The organism is Citrobacter sedlakii, from assembly GCF_018128425.1.
Taxonomy (GTDB): domain Bacteria; phylum Pseudomonadota; class Gammaproteobacteria; order Enterobacterales; family Enterobacteriaceae; genus Citrobacter_A; species Citrobacter_A sedlakii.
The window spans coordinates 4346776-4365229 of sequence record NZ_CP071070.1 but is presented as its reverse complement, the minus strand read 5'-3'; the positions used below and the strand labels follow the sequence as shown (position 1 = coordinate 4365229).

Annotated in this window: 13 protein-coding genes and 2 pseudogenes; 7 read left to right on the top strand and 8 right to left on the bottom strand. The window is 56.7% G+C overall.

From position 1 onward, the window contains the following. Window positions 1-45: 45 nt before the first annotated feature. The 4 genes from JY391_RS20695 to JY391_RS20680 form a co-directional block, all read right to left on the bottom strand. A complete protein-coding gene (locus JY391_RS20695; RefSeq protein ID WP_042291168.1) occupies window positions 46-1692 on the bottom strand; it encodes a Na+/H+ antiporter in 1647 nt (548 codons plus the stop codon). Window positions 1693-1840: 148 nt separating this feature from the next. Next, the gene (gene ghxP / locus JY391_RS20690; protein WP_042291165.1) at window positions 1841-3190 is read right to left on the bottom strand and encodes a guanine/hypoxanthine transporter GhxP; all 1350 of its coding nucleotides are present in this window, start codon (window positions 3188-3190) and stop codon (window positions 1841-1843) included. 343 nt (window positions 3191-3533) lie between these two features. Further along, window positions 3534-4202, bottom strand: coding sequence for a glutathione S-transferase family protein (locus JY391_RS20685; protein WP_060570394.1), 669 nt, complete (start codon window positions 4200-4202; stop codon window positions 3534-3536). Window positions 4203-4456: 254 nt separating this feature from the next. Next, entirely contained in the window at window positions 4457-5368 is a 912-nt protein-coding gene (locus JY391_RS20680; protein WP_205612948.1) for a LysR family transcriptional regulator, read from the bottom strand. A gap of 103 nt (window positions 5369-5471) precedes the next feature. On the opposite strand from JY391_RS20680, the gene JY391_RS20675 reads away from it, so the two are divergent. Together JY391_RS20675 and JY391_RS20670 are read left to right on the top strand one after the other, a co-directional pair. Continuing rightward, window positions 5472-5882 (top strand): CidA/LrgA family protein, encoded by a 411-nt coding sequence (locus JY391_RS20675; protein WP_211934952.1) that lies wholly within the window; start codon window positions 5472-5474, stop codon window positions 5880-5882. Next, window positions 5875-6564, top strand: a complete 690-nt coding sequence (locus JY391_RS20670) for an LrgB family protein (RefSeq protein ID WP_042291151.1) — start codon at window positions 5875-5877, stop codon at window positions 6562-6564. The genes JY391_RS20675 and JY391_RS20670 overlap by 8 nt, the downstream gene beginning before the upstream one ends. Before the next feature lie 15 nt (window positions 6565-6579). Here the strand turns inward: JY391_RS20670 and JY391_RS20665 are convergent, their stop codons facing one another. The 4 genes from JY391_RS20665 to acs form a co-directional block, all read right to left on the bottom strand. Next, a complete protein-coding gene (locus tag JY391_RS20665; RefSeq protein WP_200035997.1) occupies window positions 6580-7869 on the bottom strand; it encodes a Gfo/Idh/MocA family protein in 1290 nt (429 codons plus the stop codon). A gap of 155 nt (window positions 7870-8024) precedes the next feature. Continuing rightward, window positions 8025-9674, bottom strand: a complete 1650-nt coding sequence (gene actP, locus JY391_RS20660; protein WP_042291146.1) for a cation/acetate symporter ActP — start codon at window positions 9672-9674, stop codon at window positions 8025-8027. Further along, on the bottom strand, window positions 9671-9985 hold the full coding sequence (locus JY391_RS20655; RefSeq protein ID WP_042291143.1) for a DUF485 domain-containing protein: 315 nt from the start codon (window positions 9983-9985) through the stop codon (window positions 9671-9673). The genes actP and JY391_RS20655 overlap by 4 nt, the downstream gene beginning before the upstream one ends. A 232-nt stretch (window positions 9986-10217) precedes the next feature. Next, on the bottom strand, window positions 10218-12176 hold the full coding sequence (gene acs / locus JY391_RS20650) for an acetate--CoA ligase (protein WP_211934951.1): 1959 nt from the start codon (window positions 12174-12176) through the stop codon (window positions 10218-10220). Window positions 12177-12654: 478 nt separating this feature from the next. Between acs and JY391_RS20645 the strand changes: the two are divergent. The 5 genes and pseudogenes from JY391_RS20645 to gltP form a co-directional block, all read left to right on the top strand. Then, window positions 12655-13074 (top strand): annotated as a pseudogene (locus tag JY391_RS20645) (4Fe-4S dicluster domain-containing protein); the annotation flags it as partial. After that, window positions 13071-14027 (top strand): cytochrome c nitrite reductase subunit NrfD, encoded by a 957-nt coding sequence (gene nrfD / locus JY391_RS20640; protein ID WP_205612949.1) that lies wholly within the window; start codon window positions 13071-13073, stop codon window positions 14025-14027. The pseudogene JY391_RS20645 and the gene nrfD, both read left to right, overlap by 4 nt. Next, window positions 14020-16174 (top strand): annotated as a pseudogene (nrfF, locus tag JY391_RS20635) (heme lyase NrfEFG subunit NrfF). Before nrfD ends, nrfF begins: the two are co-directional and overlap by 8 nt. Continuing rightward, complete coding sequence (gene nrfG / locus JY391_RS20630; protein WP_211934950.1) at window positions 16161-16769, top strand: heme lyase NrfEFG subunit NrfG; 609 nt, start codon at window positions 16161-16163, stop codon at window positions 16767-16769. The pseudogene nrfF and the gene nrfG overlap by 14 nt, the downstream one beginning before the upstream one ends. Before the next feature lie 343 nt (window positions 16770-17112). Further along, complete coding sequence (gltP, locus tag JY391_RS20625; protein WP_042291121.1) at window positions 17113-18423, top strand: glutamate/aspartate:proton symporter GltP; 1311 nt, start codon at window positions 17113-17115, stop codon at window positions 18421-18423. Window positions 18424-18454: the final 31 nt, after the last annotated feature.

Sequence of the window (18454 nt, the reverse complement as noted above, 5' to 3'; positions counted from 1 at the left end):
CGTTTTTCGCCGGCCCGGACCGCTAAGCGCATTCGGGCGACAGGATTACTGATTCTCAATCAACAGCGCTTCCAGCAAATCAAGGTCATGCAGCAGCTTTTGCAGGGTCTCATTGCTGATCTCACGCGTGGCGCGCAGGTGGTACAACTCCGCGCGTTCAGAACGCAGCGCGGCAAGGCGGAAACGACGCTCGAGGTTCTCTTCCTGTAGCGAACTTTCGACATCGTTGCGTCCGTCAGCGCGGCGACGCAGGTTACCGATGACCCGCGAACTCACTTCGGTCAGCAGTTGGTTGTCGATGTTCTCCTCGGTATCCGCCGCCAGGCGCTCTTCCATTTTCTGAATCGCTACTATCGCCACTTCTGCCGTTGCCGCGCGCGCGATGCGTTCCTCTTTCAGTTGCTGCGAATGGTCAGCCACTTCCAGATGTTGCAGCAGTATCGGCAGCATTATCACGCCAACGAACAGCGAGAACAGGATCACCCCGGCGGCGAGGAACACCAGTTCGTAACGCGCCGGGAAAACGTTGCCATCCGGCAGCAGCAGAGGAATGGAGAGCACACCCGCCAGCGTGATCGCCCCGCGCACCCCCGCGAAAGAGGCGATAAGAATTTCACGCGTGGTCCACGATCCAAACTCCATCGGTTTCTTTTTCAAAAAACGCATGCTGAATTTTTTCATCGTCCACAGCCAGCCGAAGCGCACCAGCATCAGCGCGACGTAAATCAGCACGATGTCGGTAAACAGCATCCAGATTTCGACGTTTGGATCGGCTTCCGCCGCCACCAGCGACGACTCGAGAATACCAGGCAGTTGCAGGCCCAACAGTAAAAAGACCATGCCGTTAAACACAAACTCCAGCATCGCCCAGGTACTGTTGGCGCGCAGGCGCATGGCCAGCGGCGCGCGGCGCATGACGCCGGAACGGGTGATGGTCATCCCGGCGGCGACTGCCGCCAGAATTCCCGACACGCCGATGTGTTCGGCAATCAGGTAAGAGGCGAACGGCAGCAGGAACAGCAGCACGATCTGTGTCGCGGGTTCATCGCCGCCCCAGCGGCTAAGAAAACGCAGCGAACGCCCGTACAGCCAACTGACCACAAAGCCCGCGAGGATACCGCCAATCGCCACCTTAAGAAATTCCACGGTTGCGCCGCCAACGGTAAAGATCATTGTGCCCATCGCCACCGCGACGGCAAACTTCAGCGACACCAGGCCAGAAGCGTCATTCATTAACGCTTCGCCCTGTAAAATGCCCATGATCTTCTTCGGAATACGTCCTTCACCGACGATGCCGGAAAGCGCCACCGCATCGGTTGGCGACAGCACCGCCGCCAGCGCAAAAGCGGGTATCAACGGGATGCCCGGCACCAGCCAGTAAATCAGAAAACCGATGCCGACAACGGTGACAATCACCAGCGCCAGCGCCAGACCGAAGATCTCTCGCCCGTGTTCAAGGAATTCGCGCGTCGGCGTCTTCCAGCCGTCGGCGAACAGCAGCGGCGGAATAAACAGAACTAAAAACAGTTCGGGATCAAATTCCACATGCAGACCAAATGTGGGCCATGCCAGCAGTGCGCCGATGGCAATCTGCATGAGGGGTAAGGGGAGCTGGAAGGGCAATACGCGCGTAAATACCCCGGACAGCGAGACCACAAGGGTCATGATGAGTATTGTGAAAAAAATTTCCATGCGTTCCCTGTTTGCGATGTTTTTTATGTGCCTGAGAGGCTTCGTGCCTCGATTTTACCTTTTTCAGAGTATCGCAAAAGACAACGAAATGTGCGGTGAAAATAAAAACGGGCGGCCAAAGCCACCCGTTTTCGGAATCACTTCGCGATCAAATCGCCCAGCCGCCCGCGTAGAACGTCACCAGCGCGATGGCGATCACCACCGTACCCACGTTCAGCTTGCGCCATTCGCCGGAAACCAGACGACCAATCACCAGCGTGGCAAAGCCGATCATGATGCCGGTAACGATATTACAGGTCAGCACGATGAACACCGCTGTGACCAGACCCGCCATTGCGTCGACGAAGTCGGCGAAATCAATTTTCGCCACGTTGCTCAGCATTAACAGGCCCACGTACATTAGCGCAGGCGCCGTCGCGTATACCGGCACCAGATAGGACAGCGGAGAGAGGAACAGGATCAGCAGGAACAGAACGCCGACGGTGATCGCTGTCAGGCCGGTTTTACCGCCCGCTGCCGTCCCTGCCGCGGATTCGATATACACCGCTGCCGGCGCTGCGCCCACCAGACCGGAGAACACGCTGCTCAGGGAGTCTGTGGTCAGCGCTTTTCCGCCGTCGATGATCTGACCGTCTTTGTCGAGCAGATTCGCCTGCCCTGCCACGGCGCGGATGGTGCCGGTTGCGTCAAACACTGCGGTCATAACCAGCGCCAGCACGCTTGGCAGCACCACCGGATTCAGCGCGCCCATGATATCCAGGCTGCCAATCAGCGATTTGCCGTTTTCATCGCTCAGCGACGGCATCGCGAAAATGCCGGAGAATTTCACCGCCGGATCACAGATCAGCCCGACAATCGAAATACCAATGATGGTCAACAAAATGCCGCCCGGCACTTTCAGCTTTTCAAGGCCGAGGATTACCGCCAGTCCGACCAGCGACATGATCACCGGGAACGTTGCGAAGTCACCCAGCGCCACCGGCAGGCCATCCAGTGGGTTTTTGATTACCAGGCCTACGCCATTTGCCGCAATTAGCAGCAAAAACAGGCCGATACCAATACCGGTGCCATGCGCGACGCCCTGCGGCAGGTTGCGCAAAATCCAGCTACGAATGCCGGTCGCAGAGATGATGGTAAACAGAATCCCCATCAGGAATACCGCGCCCAGCGCCACCGGCACGCTGATCTGCTGACCGAGCACCAGGCTGAACGCGGTAAACGCGGTCAGTGAAATGGCGCAACCGATCGCCAGCGGCAGATTCGCCCACAGCCCCATAACGATGGAGCCTAACCCCGCCACCAGACAGGTCGCGACAAATACCGCGGCAGGCGGAAAGCCAGCTTTGCCCAGCATGCCCGGCACCACGATAACCGAGTACACCATCGCCAGAAACGTTGTTAACCCGGCAACCACTTCCTGACGGACAGTGCTTCCACGTTGTGAAATTTTAAACCAGGCGTCAAGTGAACCGCCGGTACGCGCTGAAGGCGTAGACATAGAAAACATCCCCTGAGAGTTTATTTTTCGTCTTTATGCGTGGTGGACAATCCACTGCCAGCGAAACGTCAATTCCCTGTGCTCTGTCGCGACAAAAGGGGAGTCGCAAAAAGCAAACGTTTAGCTCCGCGCATAAAAAAACGGGTAGTAAAAAAAAGCAAACGATTATCCAGCGATCATATGGCGATTTTCAACTGAACTTTGTCGCTTTTTATGCATTTCTTGCGTTTACGACGAAGAAATCATCAACTGATGCGCAAACGTTACCGTCGATGCGCAATCTGGCAACATAATTTGCGGTGTCGTTTCGCACATGCGCGGGGCACAGGAGACATTTTCGTCCTCACCCGCCGGGGATCTCAAAGGGGCCGCCCTGTTGAATCGCCCGCTGCCAGGCCGGACGCATTTCCACCCGTTTTTTCCATGCCTCGATGTGGGAGAGATTATCGATGCCGCCGCGCGCCAGTAGAGCAAACAGCGGGAAACTCATCTGAATGTCGGCCATGCTGAACGGTTCTCCGGCAAACCAGAGATGTTCGGCAAGGTGAGCGTCAATGAAACGCGCGTGGGTTTCCAGTTGTGGATTGAGATACGCTTTCTGCACGCCTTTTCCCAGCGCACCGCCCAGCGTGCGCAAGCCAAAGGGAACCGGCGGCTTGCCAAGACTGACAAAGACCAGTTTCATCAGCAGTAACGGCATGAGCGAACCTTCCGCATAGTGCAGCCAGAATCGGTACTGCCGCTTCTGTTCCGCGTCGGCGGGTTTAAATTTGCCTTCGCTGTCGTAGGTTTCCTGCAAATATTCAAGGATTGCACCCGATTCCGCAATGACGACGCCGTTATCCTCCACCACGGGCGACTTGCCGAGCGGATGCACTTTTTTCAACGCCGGCGGGGCAAGCAGGGTCTTTTCACGCTGGTAACGGACAATCTGGTAGGGCAGCGATAGTTCTTCCAGCGCCCAGAGAATGCGCTGGGAACGAGACTGGTTTAAATGATGTACCGTTAGCATGTGAGGCTCCTGTGAATTCATCTTCTTAACTATAGAAAATTGTGGAAGATGACGAAAAAAATTCGGCTAAAAAATCACCATGTCGGCTGGCAAACAGGCGGCCTCGGCATACACTTACAGTATCAACACAAACCGGAACCTCCACCACGTGCTCGAATGAGGGGTGTTGACGTCGGGGGAAACCCTCCCGTGAACTCAGCGGGATAGAGAGAAAGACAAAGACCGGAAAACAACTAAAGCGCCCTTGTGGCGCTTTAGTTTTTTGCCGGGTTGATGGTTTGCGATGCCCCTGCCCAGAATCCTTCGCAACATGAAAGCCACGCTTTGGCGCTATGGGAAAGGTAGACCCCTTCGCGCCAAATCATCCCGAGCTGCCAGCGCAGTTCGCTTTCCAGCGGGATCCAGCGCAGCGTGTTTTTATCCAGCCGTTCACAGATGGGCTCCGGTAGAATAGCAATGCCGACGCCTGCCTGTACCATCGCCGCAAGAAAATCCCACTGTCCGCTGCGTACCGCAATGCGCGGCTTGACGTCGCGTTCGCTAAAAAGCTGCATCAGCTGACGGCTCAGGGCGAAATCTTCGTTGTAAATCAGCAGGGGGTGCTCTGCCAGCGTTTCAGGGGAAACGGACTCACAGGTTGTCCACTGGCCGGCACGGGGCGCCAGGACGCAAAGCGGATGGTTAAACAGCGGCAGGGTCGCCAGACCGCTTTCTGCTTCTATCGGCAGCGCGGTCATCGCCACGTCCAGTTCGCCATTCATCACCGCCTGTTGCACCGTCAGGCCGCCAAACTCCGCGACCTTCAGCTCGACGCCCGGATAGCGCTGGCGAAACAGACTGATAGGCCCCGCCATCAACATGCCGACCATGGGCGGAATGCCTAACCGTAGCAGGCCTTTGTTGAGATGGTTGATGTCTCCCAGCTCCGCTTCCAGTTGGCGAAACTCCGCCAGAATCGCCAGCCCGCGCTCAAACACCACCCGTCCGGTGTCCGTGAGCAAAAGCTTGCGCCCGTCGCGGATCAGCAGCGTGCAGTTAAGCTCGTCTTCAAGATTTTTTAACATCTTGCTGATGGTGGGTTGCGTGACATACAACTTCTCCGCCGCGCGGGTGAAACTCTGCTGGCGCACCACCTCGACAAAATAACGCAGCGTTCTGATGTCCATGACTATTCCTTACGACTATGCCCGCAATGATTTTAATTCATTTCTTTCATCGACGGGCGCTCTCTATACTGGCGCTCCGAATTATTTTTCAGGACATCCCTTCATGGCTGTGGCGATACGCCGCATTACGCCTGTTGTCGTACAGCGACTTCAGGTTCCGGTTCAGGTTCTGCTGTACGCTGGTCTGTTTATCGTTGCGCAAAACCTTGTCTCCTGGCTGCATTTGCCGCTTCCGGCCAATCTGGTGGGCATGGTGCTAATGCTGACGCTGATTGTGTGTCGGATCCTGCCGTTGCGCTGGGTGCGGGCGGGGGCCCGCTGGCTGCTGGCGGAAATGCTGCTGTTCTTTGTGCCCGCGGTGGTGGCGGTGGTGAACTATGCGCAACTGCTGTTGATCGACGGCTGGCGTATTTTTGCCGTGATTGCGCTCAGCACCCTGATGGTACTCGGTGCGACCGCGTGGGTGGTGGACAAGGTGTATCGCTATGAGTTGCGCAGGTTAAATCGTGAGTAATTTTCAGCTTAGCGCGCTCTGTCTGGTCATCACACTGGTCATCTATTTTCTCAACAAGCGCCTGTATCGCCGCTTTCGCCGACTGCCGCTGATGCCGCTGGTGCTCACCCCGGCGCTGCTGGTGTTGATGCTGGTGTTTGGGCATATCTCCTGGCAGAGCTATATTGGCGAGTCGCACTGGTTATTGTGGCTGCTTGGTCCGGCGACCATCGCCTTTGCAGTGCCGGTCTACGACAATTTTGCCATCATCAAACGTCACTGGATGTCCCTTAGCGCAGGCGTGGTGACGGCAACGGTGGTGGCGGTCACCAGTTCGGTCTGGCTGGCGCGGCTGTTTACGCTCTCTGATGAAATCCAGCGCAGCCTGGCCGTTCGCTCGGTGACCACCCCGTTTGCGCTGGCGGCGGCGGAGCCTATCGGCGGACAGCCGGATCTGGTGGCGCTGTTCGTGGTGGTGACCGGCGTGTTTGGCATGGCGGTTGGCGATGCGCTGTTTCTGCGGCTGTCGATACGCGAAGGTATGGCGAAAGGCGCCGGATTCGGCGCGGCGTCTCACGGCGCAGGAACGGCGCGCTCCTACGAACTGGGGCAGCAGGAGGGCGTCGTCGCCAGCCTGGTGATGATGCTCTCCGGCGTGGTGATGGTGCTCATTGCGCCGCTGGTCGCGAAGCTGATGTTCTGACCAGCGGCGGTTGGGTTATGTCAGACGCGACGCCAGCGCAAATTCGTTAAAGTGGACCGGACGCTGCTGCTGCATGGAGAGGTTTCCGGCGATGCCGGTGAGGATCGACATCGCCCCGGCGCGGTGGTCGGCGGCGCGCTGAAGCGGGTCGTGTTTCACCTCGCCAAACAGATCGGCGAGCATCGCGTTGTCGCCGCCGCCGTGTCCGCCTTCGCCCAGCGTGAAGTCAGCTTTCCACGGCGCGGCAAACATTGGGAAGACGGTGATATCGCAGGTCTCGAGGCTGCCTTCGTTGGCGCGTTCGCCGCCAGCGTTAACGTACGATTTCTCGACGATCTTCATCTCCAGACGGCCTTTGCTGCCGTTAAAGACCACGTTCAGCCCTTCCCAGGGCAGATAAGTGTTCAGTGAATACGTCAGCTGTACGTCATTCTGATATTTCACCAGCACCGACATCGTATCTTCAATGGTAATGCCGTCGCTGAACACGCTCTGGTCGCGGAAGTAGCTATCCTCATGTTCCGCATCCAGATAGAGCGCTTTCAACTGCGGATTCTCTGCCATTTGCAGGGCAAACGGGTCGTCTTTCGCCTGTGGGTAGCCGTGGGCGCGGGGATAAAACTGCGTGACGCCGCGTCGTTCGGCGTTCTCTCTGCCATAAAAACGCAGGCCGCCTTCAGCGTAAACGCGCGCTGGCGTGCTGGCCAACCAGAAGTTCATCAGGTCGAAATGGTGGGTCGATTTATGCACCAGCAGGCCGCCGCTATTGCGCTTTTCGCGGTGCCAGCGACGAAAATAGTCTGCGCCATGCTCGGTGTTCAGCAGCCATTCAAAGTGGACGGAATAAACCTCGCCGATCGTGCCGTTCATCAGCAGTTCGCGCACTTTGCTGTGGTGTGGGGCATAGCGATAGTTGAAGGCGACGCGCACCTGGCGGCCTGTTTCTTCAATGGCATCCAGAATACGCAGGGCGCGCTTTTCGTCGATAGTCATCGGTTTTTCGGTGATCACGTCGCAGCCCGCATGCAGCGCCCGAACGATGTAATCATCGTGGGTGCGGTCCATGGTGGTAACGATGACAATGTCAGGGCGCGTTTCACGGATCATCTCCTCAAACTGCTGCGCTTTCCAGGTCGATACCGGCGCAGCGCCCTCTTTTTCCAGTAATGTGTTGGCGTAGTTCATCCGGGTCTGGTTGGTATCGCAGAAGGCAACCAGCCGGGCGTTCTCTTTCCATTGCCCGCCAATTGCCGAAATATACAGTCCAGCGCGACCGCCGGTTCCCACCAGGGCATATTTCTTCATCGCATTCCCTTCTCTTAAAATGAATTAACGTGTTGATGTAATAAAAACAGCGTTTCACTCTTGTTTGGGTACTGTAGCGCTATCGCGGGAGATGGGTAGAACGCAGGAAGAAAAATGTGATCCCCGGCCATAAAGACCGGGGAGGGGGAGAGTGATTAATGGGCGCGGCCTTGTTCGACGCCGTATCCGGTCTGGGAACGGATAAACTGGGCGCGGAACTGCTCGCGTTCGCGGTTTCCTTCCGCTGAGTTATCGGTGGCCGAGAAGAACCAGATGCCGAGGAACGCCACGGTAATGGAGAACAGCGCCGGGTATTCGTAGGGGAAGATCGCCTTTTCGTGACCGAGGATCTGTACCCAAATCGTCGGGCCAAGCACCATCAACACCACTGCCGTCAGTAACCCTAACCAGCCGCCCATCATCGCGCCACGGGTGGTCAGCTTCGACCAGTACATGGAAAGCAGGATGATCGGGAAGTTACAGCTTGCCGCGATGGCAAACGCCAGGCCGACCATGAAGGCAATGTTCTGGTTTTCAAACAGTACGCCAAGAATAATGGCGATGACGCCCAGCACCAGTACGGTGATTTTCGACACCCGCAGTTCTTCGCGCTCGGTGGCGCCTTTACGAAACACGTTGGCGTAGAGATCGTGTGAAACCGCCGACGCGCCCGCCAGCGTCAATCCGGCCACCACCGCGAGAATAGTGGCGAAAGCGACCGCGGAGATAAAGCCGAGGAACAGATTGCCGCCGACCGCGTTAGCCAGATGCACCGCCGCCATATTGTTGCCGCCAATCAGCGCGCCCGCCGCGTCTTTGTACGCCGGATTTGCCCCGACCAGCATGATCGCGCCAAAGCCGATAATAAAGGTCAGAATGTAGAAGTAACCCATAAAGCCGGTGGCGTAGAACACGCTTTTACGCGCTTCGCGCGCGTCTGACACCGTGAAGAAGCGCATCAGGATATGCGGCAGACCGGCGGTCCCGAACATCAGACCAAGGCCCAGCGACAGCGCGGAGATCGGATCTTTCACCAGCCCCCCAGGGCTCATGATGGCGGTGCCTTTCGGATGAACCGCCATTGCTTCGGTAAACAGGTTATTGAAGCTGAAACCGACGTGCTTCATCACCATAAAGGCCATGAAGCTGGCGCCGAACAGCAGCAGCACCGCTTTGATGATCTGCACCCACGTCGTCGCCAGCATACCGCCGAATAGCACGTACATCATCATCAGCACGCCGACCAGCACCACCGCAATGTGGTAATTCAGACCAAATAACAGTTCGATGAGTTTGCCCGCGCCGACCATCTGGGCGATCAGATACAGCGCCACCACCACCAGCGAACCGCAGGCGGAAAGAATGCGGATCGGGCCTTGCTTGAGACGGTAGGAGGCCACGTCGGCAAAGGTATAACGCCCCAGATTACGCAGGCGCTCGGCGATCAGAAACAGAATGATCGGCCAGCCCACCAGGAAGCCCAGCGAGTAAATCAGGCCGTCGTAGCCGGAAGTGAACACCAGCGCGGAGATGCCCAGAAAAGAGGCGGCAGACATGTAGTCGCCCGCAATCGCCAGTCCGTTCTGAAAACCAGTAATATTGCCGCCCGCCGTGTAGTAGTCGTTGCGCGAACGCACGCGTTTAGAGGCCCAGTAGGTAATTCCGAGCGTAAATACGACAAAAATCAAAAACATAATAATGGCCTGCCAGTTGGTTGGCTGGCGCTCTACTGTACCGCTAAGGGCATCCGCCGCGTTGGCCGCGAAGGGTAGTGTGGCGGCAAGCGCCGTCAGGACTCTCTTCATGATGCGTTAACCTCGTGCAGTACTGCATTATTAAGACGGTCGAATTCGCCGTTCGCCCGCCAGATATAAATGCCGGTCAGAATAAAGGAGATCAGAATGACCCCGACGCCAATGGGGATACCCCGGGTAACGCTGGTTCCCGCGTGGAGCGGCGTACCCAGCCAGCCAGGCGCGAAAGCAATCAGTAAAATAAAGCCGATATAAATCACCAACATGATGACCGACAGAAGGGTGGCAAACCGTTGCCTTTTTTCGACTAACTCCCTGAAACGCGCACTGTCTTCTATCCGCTGATAAATAGTGTCATTCATCACAGAGCTCTCCAGAGGCCCCCTGCGTCTTTCGCGCCACAGGTGCGTTGGCCGCACTTACCCACCCCAGTCGCCTGGTTCACTCTGCGACTGGGGATGTGTTCGTTTGCCGCCTTCCTGCAACACGAAATCCTTTGGGGGGTTTTATATTTTCCCTCCCGATGAAGAGAGGGGTAAGGTCAGAAATGTCGGCCGGATAAAACGCTTCGCAGCGCCATCCGGCCTGTTCTCATTATGAAGGCATCGCGATAGCCTGCTTCTCTTCGAGCAGTTTCTCTACCACGCCAGGATCGGCAAGGGTCGAGGTATCGCCCAGATTGCTGGTATCGCCTGCCGCGATCTTGCGCAAAATACGGCGCATAATTTTGCCGGAACGGGTCTTCGGCAGGGAATCGGTCCAGTGCAGCACGTCCGGCGTCGCCAGCGGACCAATCTCTTTTCGTACCCAGTTGCGCACTTCCGCGTACAGTTCCGGAGAAGGCTCTTCGCCGTGGTTCAGGGTCACGTAGGCATAAATCGCCTGGCCTTTAATGCTGTGCGGAATACCCACCACCGCCGCTTCGGCGATTTTGGGATGCGCCACCAGCGCGGACTCAATCTCTGCGGTGCCCAGACGGTGACCGGACACGTTCAGCACGTCGTCCACGCGACCGGTGATCCAGTAATAGCCATCTTCGTCACGACGCGCGCCGTCGCCGCTGAAGTACATATTTTTAAAGGTCGAAAAGTAGGTCTGCTCGAAACGCTCATGATCGCCGAACAGCGTGCGCGCCTGACCCGGCCAGGAATCGGTGATCACCAGGTTGCCCTCGGTCGCCCCTTCCTGCGGATTGCCTTCGTTATCCACCAGCGCAGGCTGCACGCCAAAGAACGGACGGGTGGCGGAACCGGCTTTCAGCTCTGTCGCCCCCGGCAGCGGGGTGATCATGAAACCGCCGGTTTCGGTCTGCCACCAGGTATCGACCACCGGGCATTTCTCATTGCCGATCTTTTTCCAGTACCACTCCCACGCTTCCGGGTTGATCGGCTCGCCAACGGAGCCGAGAATGCGCAGGGAGGAACGGTCGGTGCCTTCGATCGCTTTGTCGCCTTCCGCCATCAGCGCACGGATCGCGGTCGGTGCAGTATACAAAATCGTGACCTGATGCTTATCGACCACCTGCGCCATACGCGCTGGCGTCGGCCAGTTGGGCACCCCTTCGAACATCAGCGTCGTGGCGCCGCAGGCCAGCGGGCCGTACAGCAGGTAGCTGTGTCCGGTGACCCAACCCACATCGGCGGTGCACCAGTAGATGTCGCCCGGATGGTAGTCGAACACATATTTAAAGGTGCTCGCGGCATACACCAGATACCCGCCGGTGGTATGCAGCACCCCTTTCGGCTTGCCGGTAGAGCCGGAGGTATAAAGAATAAACAGCGGATCTTCCGCATTCATTTCAACAGGCTGATGCTCAGCACTGGCATTTTCAATGACGTCGCTCCACCACAAATCGCGGTTTTCCGTCCAGTCGACAGTGCCGCCGGTGCGCTTGAGCACAATCACGTGTTCGATGCTTGTTACGTTCGGATTTTTCAGCGCGTCGTCGACGTTTTTCTTCAACGGAATGCTGCGCCCGGCGCGCACCCCTTCATCGGCGGTGATCACCAGCTTCGAGCTGGAGTCGATAATGCGTCCGGCAACCGCCTCCGGCGAAAAACCGCCGAAGATCACCGAATGCACCGCGCCGATGCGCGCGCAAGCCAGCATCGCGACGGCGGCTTCCGGCACCATCGGCATATAAATCGCCACCACGTCGCCTTTCTTAATGCCTAACGCCTGCAGGGCATTGGCAAAGCGGCAGACGTCACGATGCAGTTCGCGGTAGCTAATGTGTTTACTCTGCGACGCGTCGTCGCCTTCCCAGATGATGGCGGTGCGATCGCCATTTTCCGCCAGATGGCGGTCAAGGCAGTTCGCCGCCAGGTTGAGCGTGCCGTCTTCGTACCATTTAATCGAGACGTTGCCCGGCGCGAAAGAGGTGTTCTTTACGCGTGTATACGGTTTGATCCAGTCGAGAATTTTGCCCTGCTCGCCCCAAAAGGTATCCGGCTCGTTAATTGATTGTTGATATTTTGCCTCATACTGCTCTGGGTTTATCAGGCAACGGTCCGCAATATTGGCGGGAATGGCGTGTTTATGTATTTGGCTCATGGCTTTTGTTCTCCTTGTAAGATGTTAATAATATGTCTCATAAACGTTAAATGTAGGGGTTTAGTCAGTTTTGTTTAGTATTTGCGCGGCAGATCACGCAATAACGGAACTGTGCAAATAATCGGCAATACGTTTTTTGAAGAAGGCCAAAAAAAGTTGGGGAATTCTTTTCGCAACAGACGGTTATGTTAATTTTTTATGAAGGTGTTTCGACGAGGAAAAGCACAAAGGGAGTAGCGATAAAACGGGGTGACTAACTCTAAAGTGGTATTTTACATACACTTACAATTGATTAAAGACAACATTTTCCGTGTGGTTTTTTGTTACATCTAGATTAGGGCAATGTCATGACGGTTATGTGCGGTTATCGTCATGGAAAGAATAAAAAAGAACCGTCATTAAGAGCAATGGCGCAATCTGGATGAGACCTCTATGACAAGGATTACACATCGTGCACGCCGTTTTTTCAGCCTGATAGTACCGCTTTTTCCGTCATTCATGCCAGCATTGCGATCATGCGCCGTGCGTGGACGTCTGTCCGACCGGCGCGTCCTATCGCGACGCCGCCAACGGTATTGTGGACGTCAACCCGGATCTCTGTGTCGGTTGCCAGTATTGTATCGCCGCTTGTCCATACCGGGTGCGCTTTATCCATCCGGTGACGAAAACGGCGGATAAGTGCGATTTCTGCCGTAAGACCAACCTGAAAGCGGGCAAGCTGCCAGCCTGCGTTGAGGCCTGCCCGACGAAGGCGCTGACCTTTGGTAATCTTGACGATCCCAACAGCGATATTTCGCGGCTGTTACAGCAGAAACCCACCTACCGTTACAAGCTGGCGCTGGGCACGAAACCGAAGGTCTACCGCGTTCCCTTTAAATTTGGGGAGGTGAGCCAATGACAAACGCATCTGCTTTCCACTTTGAATCGCTGGTGTGGGACTGGCCCATCGCCATCTATCTGTTTTTGATCGGTATCTCCGCCGGGCTGGTCACGCTGGCGATTCTGCTGCGTCGTTTCCATCCGGAGGCGGGCGGCGCTGACAGTACGCTGCTGCGTACAACGCTGGTGGTCGGGCCGGGGGCGATAATTCTCGGCCTGCTGATTCTGATCTTCCATCTGACGCGTCCGTGGACCTTCTGGAAACTGATGTTTCACTACAGTTTTACGTCAGTGATGTCGATGGGGGTCATGCTGTTCCAGTTGTACATGGTGGTGCTGGTACTGTGGTTGGCGAAAATCTTTGAAAAAGAGCTGATTGCTCTGCAACAGCGTTGGCTGCCGCGTCTGAGTGTGCTGCCAAAAGCGCTGTCGCTCATCACGCCGTTTCATCGCCCGCTTGAAACGCTGATGCTGGTGTTGGCGGTACTGCTTGGCGCCTACACCGGATTTTTGCTTTCCGCGCTCAAGTCCTACCCGTTCCTGAATAACCCGGTCCTGCCGGTGTTGTTCCTGTTCTCGGGGATCTCTTCCGGCGCGGCGGTGGCGCTCATTGCAATGGCCTTGCGCCAGCGCAGCAACCCACACAGTACGGAAGCGCACTTTGTTCACCGAATGGAAACACCGGTGGTGTGGCTGGAAATCTTCCTGCTGGCGGCCTTTTTTGTTGGCCTGGCGTTGGGCGATGACGGCAAAATGCGCGCGCTTTCCGCCGCGTTAGGCGGTGGATTCTGGACCTGGTGGTTCTGGATCGGCGTCGCGGGGCTGGGGCTGATTGTGCCGATGCTGTTGAAGCCGTGGGCGAATCGTGGATCCACCTTCCACGGTGTGCTGGCGGCCTGCGGCGCCAGCCTGACCGGCGTTCTGCTGTTACGTTTCTTTATTCTGTATGCGGGGCAACTGACGGTTGCATAACCTGGACGTGTTCCTACCTGAAGCCGGTTTTCTGGCGCTGTTGTTAAGCCTTGGGGTCAACGTGTTGACCCCGCTTGCCGTGCTGACCGGGATTCAGCGGCGCTGGCTGGGCGTTATGCGCCTGGCGAGCGTCGGCGTCTGGACGCAGTTCGCGCTTTTGCTGGCGGCGTTTACGCTGTTGATAAACGCCTTTCTGAGCAGCGACTTTTCGGTCATCTACGTGGCGCAGCACAGCCACAGCTTGCTGTCGTGGGGGCTAAAGCTGGCGGCGGTATGGGGCGGACATGAAGGTTCCTTACTGCTATGGGTGCTGTTTCTTTCTGCCTGGAGCGCGCTGTTTGCCTGGCGCTACCGTCAACAATCGGATGCGCTGTTTCCGCTGACGCTCAGCCTTCTTTCTCTGATCATCGCGTTGCTGCTGCTGTTTGTGGTGGTGTGGTCTGATCCGTTTGCACGCATTTTCCCTCCCGCGATAGAAGGGCGCGATCTCAACCCGATGCTGCAACATCTGGGGTTGATCCTGCATCCGCCGCTGCTGTATCTGGGCTATGGCGGGCTGATGGTGGCTACGGGCGTGGCGCTCGCCTCGCTGCTTCACGGCGATTTTACTGCCGCGGCCGCACGGGTGTGCTGGCGCTGGGCGCTGCCCGGCTGGTGCGCGCTGACCCTCGGCATCATCCTCGGCTCCTGGTGGGCGTACTGTGAGTTGGGGTGGGGCGGATGGTGGTTCTGGGACCCGGTGGAAAACGCCTCTCTGTTGCCCTGGCTGTCCGCCAGCGCGCTGCTGCACAGTCTGTCGCTTTCGCGCAGACAGGGGATTTTTCGCCACTGGTCACTGCTGCTGGCGATCGTCACCCTGATTCTTTCACTGCTGGGCACGCTGATTGTGCGCTCCGGCATTCTGGTCTCTGTGCATGCTTTTGCGCTGGATAACGTGCGCGCGGCGCCGCTGTTTGCGCTGTTCGCCGTGCTGAGCCTCGCTTCGCTTGCGCTGTATGCCTGGCGGGCGCGTGATGGTCAACCGACAGCGCGTGCGGGGAACGGGTCGCGCGAAACGTTGATACTCGCGACGCTACTGCTTTTTTGCGCGGTACTGCTGATCGTGCTGGTGGGGACGCTTTACCCGATGATTTACGGTCTGCTTGGCTGGGGACGTCTTTCCGTAGGCGCACCTTATTTCAATCGCGCTACGCTGCCGTTCGGCCTGCTGATGCTGGTCGTCATCGTTGTGGCGACCATAAGAAACCGTAAATCTGCCTGGCGACGACAGCTTCCGGCGCTGATTGCCCATACAGGCGTGCTGATCGCGGCGCTGGGGATTGTGGTGTCCAGCGTCAGCCGTCAGGAGATTAGCCTGAATTTACGTCCGGGGCAGCAGGTGGCGCTGGCAGGATACACCTTCCGCTTCGACCGGCTCGAGCTTGAAGCAAAGGGCAATTACACTACCGAGAAAGCGCAGATTGCGCTGTGGCAGGGGGAGAATCGTATTGGCGATTTGACACCGGAGCGGCGGTTTTATACCGCGCGCCGCCAGCAGATGATGGAGCCGGACATTCGCTGGAACCTTATACACGACTGGTATGCGGTAATGGGCGAGAAAACCGGTCCGGAACGTTACGCCATGCGGTTGTACGTTCAAAGCGGCGTGCGCTGGATCTGGGGCGGTGGGCTGCTGATGATTGTCGGCGCGCTACTGAGCGGCTGGCGCGGGAGGAGGGAAGATGCGTAATACGGCGCCATTTCACAGGCTGTTCATCCTGGTTACGCTACTTTTTTTCACGCTTACCGTCCACGCTCAGGTCGTCGATACCTGGACCTTCGCTAACCCGCAACAGCAGGAGAAAGCGCTTTCTGTCGCCAGCCGGTTGCGTTGTCCCCAGTGCCAGAACCAGAACTTACTGGAATCCAACGCGCCGGTGGCGGTCAGTATGCGCCATCAGGTCTACACAATGGTGGCGGAGGGGAAAAGCGAAGCGGAAATTACTGTCTGGATGACCGAACGCTACGGCGACTTTGTTCGCTACAATCCACCGCTGAACGGACAAACTTTGCTGCTTTGGGCGCTGCCGTGTCTGTTACTGCTGGTGGTGGGGGGGATCCTGTGGCGCGCGGTAACGCCCAAAAGGACAAACGATGATGCAGCCTGACTCCCACCGTTCTCTGCCCGTAAAACGTCTTACGGCGGCCGTCATGCTGATGGTGATTATCTGCTTTAGCGGCTATCTGCTGTCGCCGAAATGGCAGGCGGTACGCAGCGAACAGCAGCGTCTGGCAGATCCGCTGCATGCGTTTACCGACGCGCAAACTCCACAAGCGCAACTGCGAACGTTGCAGACCCAGATTCGCGCGAATCCCCAGGACAGCGAAAAGTGGGCGTTACTCGGCGAGTATTACCTCTGGCGTAACGACTACGCTAACGCGCAGCGGGCGTATCGTCAGGCGCTGCAACTGCGCGGGGAGAACGCCGAGCTTTACGCCGCGCTGGCGACGGTGCTTTACTATCAGGCGGGACAGCATATGACGCCGCTGGCCCGCGAGATGATTGATAAAGCATTAGCGCTGGACGCCAGTGAGGTGACCGCGCTGATGCTCCTGGCCTCGGATGCGTTTATGCAGGCTGATTACCGCGAGGCGATTATCCAGTGGCAAAAAGCCCTCGATCTCAATTCACCGCGGGTAAACCGCGCACAGGTGATTGACGCAATAAATATGGCGAAGTTGTTGCAGAATCGTCAGAAATGATTTTGTTTTTTTGTGATTTATGTCGTTTTTGCTGTTTAAAAAACAGGCAAATGAACATCATGCGCAAAATAATTCCTGAAAGTTATAATTCAAAAACGCACATTTAAAAATCTTTCCATAACAAATAGTTATTCATAATAAACGCCATAAACTCGCGTTATTATGCATTATTTCAGCTAAATGCGCTGTTCTGAAAGGGTTGCGCAAGATGCCTTGCAAATGGTACTGATTATGCGCGTTAAAAAACTCTATAACCCAACGCAACACAATTCATACCCTTTCAGTATGTATCCATTCCCGCTTTGACGAGGGGACTGGCGCTCCATTGAGGAAGTCCGCTGTTATGAAAAGTTTTAAACTCAGCCTGGCCTGGCAGATTTTGATTGCCATGGTGCTGGGCATTCTACTGGGGAGTTACCTGCACTATCACAGCGACAGCCGTGAATGGCTGATTGCTAACCTGCTGTCACCGGCAGGGGATATCTTTATCCATCTGATCAAAATGATCGTCGTCCCTATCGTGATTTCGACGCTGATTGTCGGTATTGCCGGGGTGGGTGATGCCAAACAGCTTGGGCGTATCGGCGCCAAAACCATTATCTATTTCGAAGTGATCACGACCATCGCCATCATTCTGGGTATCACGCTGGCGAATGTGTTTCAACCCGGTTCAGGCATTGATATGTCGCAACTGGCGACCGTGGATATTTCGAAATACCAGAACACGACGGCGGAGGTGCAGAGCCATGCGCATGGCCTGATGGGCACCATACTCTCGCTGGTGCCAACCAACATCGTGGCATCGATGGCGAAAGGCGATATGCTGCCGATCATCTTCTTCTCGGTACTGTTTGGCCTGGGGCTTTCTTCGCTGCCTGCCACACACCGTGAACCGCTGGTGACGGTGTTCCGCTCCATCTCCGAAACCATGTTTAAAGTCACCCACATGGTCATGCGTTATGCGCCGGTCGGGGTGTTCGCACTGATTGCCGTGACCGTCGCTAACTTCGGTTTTGCCTCCCTGTGGCCGCTGGCGAAACTGGTGCTGCTGGTTCACTTCGCGATTCTGTTCTTCGCGCTGGTGGTGCTGGGGATTGTCGCGCGCCTGTGTGGACTGAGCGTCTGGATCCTGATTCGCATTCTGAAAGACGAGCTGATCCTGGCTTACTCCACCGCCAGCTCCGAGAGCGTGCTGCCGCGTATCATCGAAAAGATGGAAGCCTACGGCGCGCCAGCGTCTATTACCAGCTTCGTCGTGCCAACGGGGTACTCCTTTAACCTTGACGGTTCCACCCTGTACCAGAGTATTGCCGCCATCTTTATTGCGCAGCTGTACGGGATCGACCTGTCGTTGTGGCAGGAGATCGTACTGGTGCTGACGCTAATGGTCACGTCGAAAGGGATTGCCGGCGTGCCGGGCGTGTCGTTTGTGGTGCTACTGGCTACATTAGGCAGCGTGGGCATTCCGCTGGAAGGTCTGGCGTTCATCGCTGGTGTCGACCGTATCCTCGACATGGCGCGTACCGCGCTGAACGTGGTGGGGAATGCGCTGGCGGTGCTGGTCATTTCCAAGTGGGAACACAAGTTTGACCGCAAGAAAGCGCTGGCTTACGAGCGCGAGGTGCTGGGCAAATTTGATAAAACCGCCCAGTAACGGTTAACAGGTTGCCGGATAAGCATCGCGT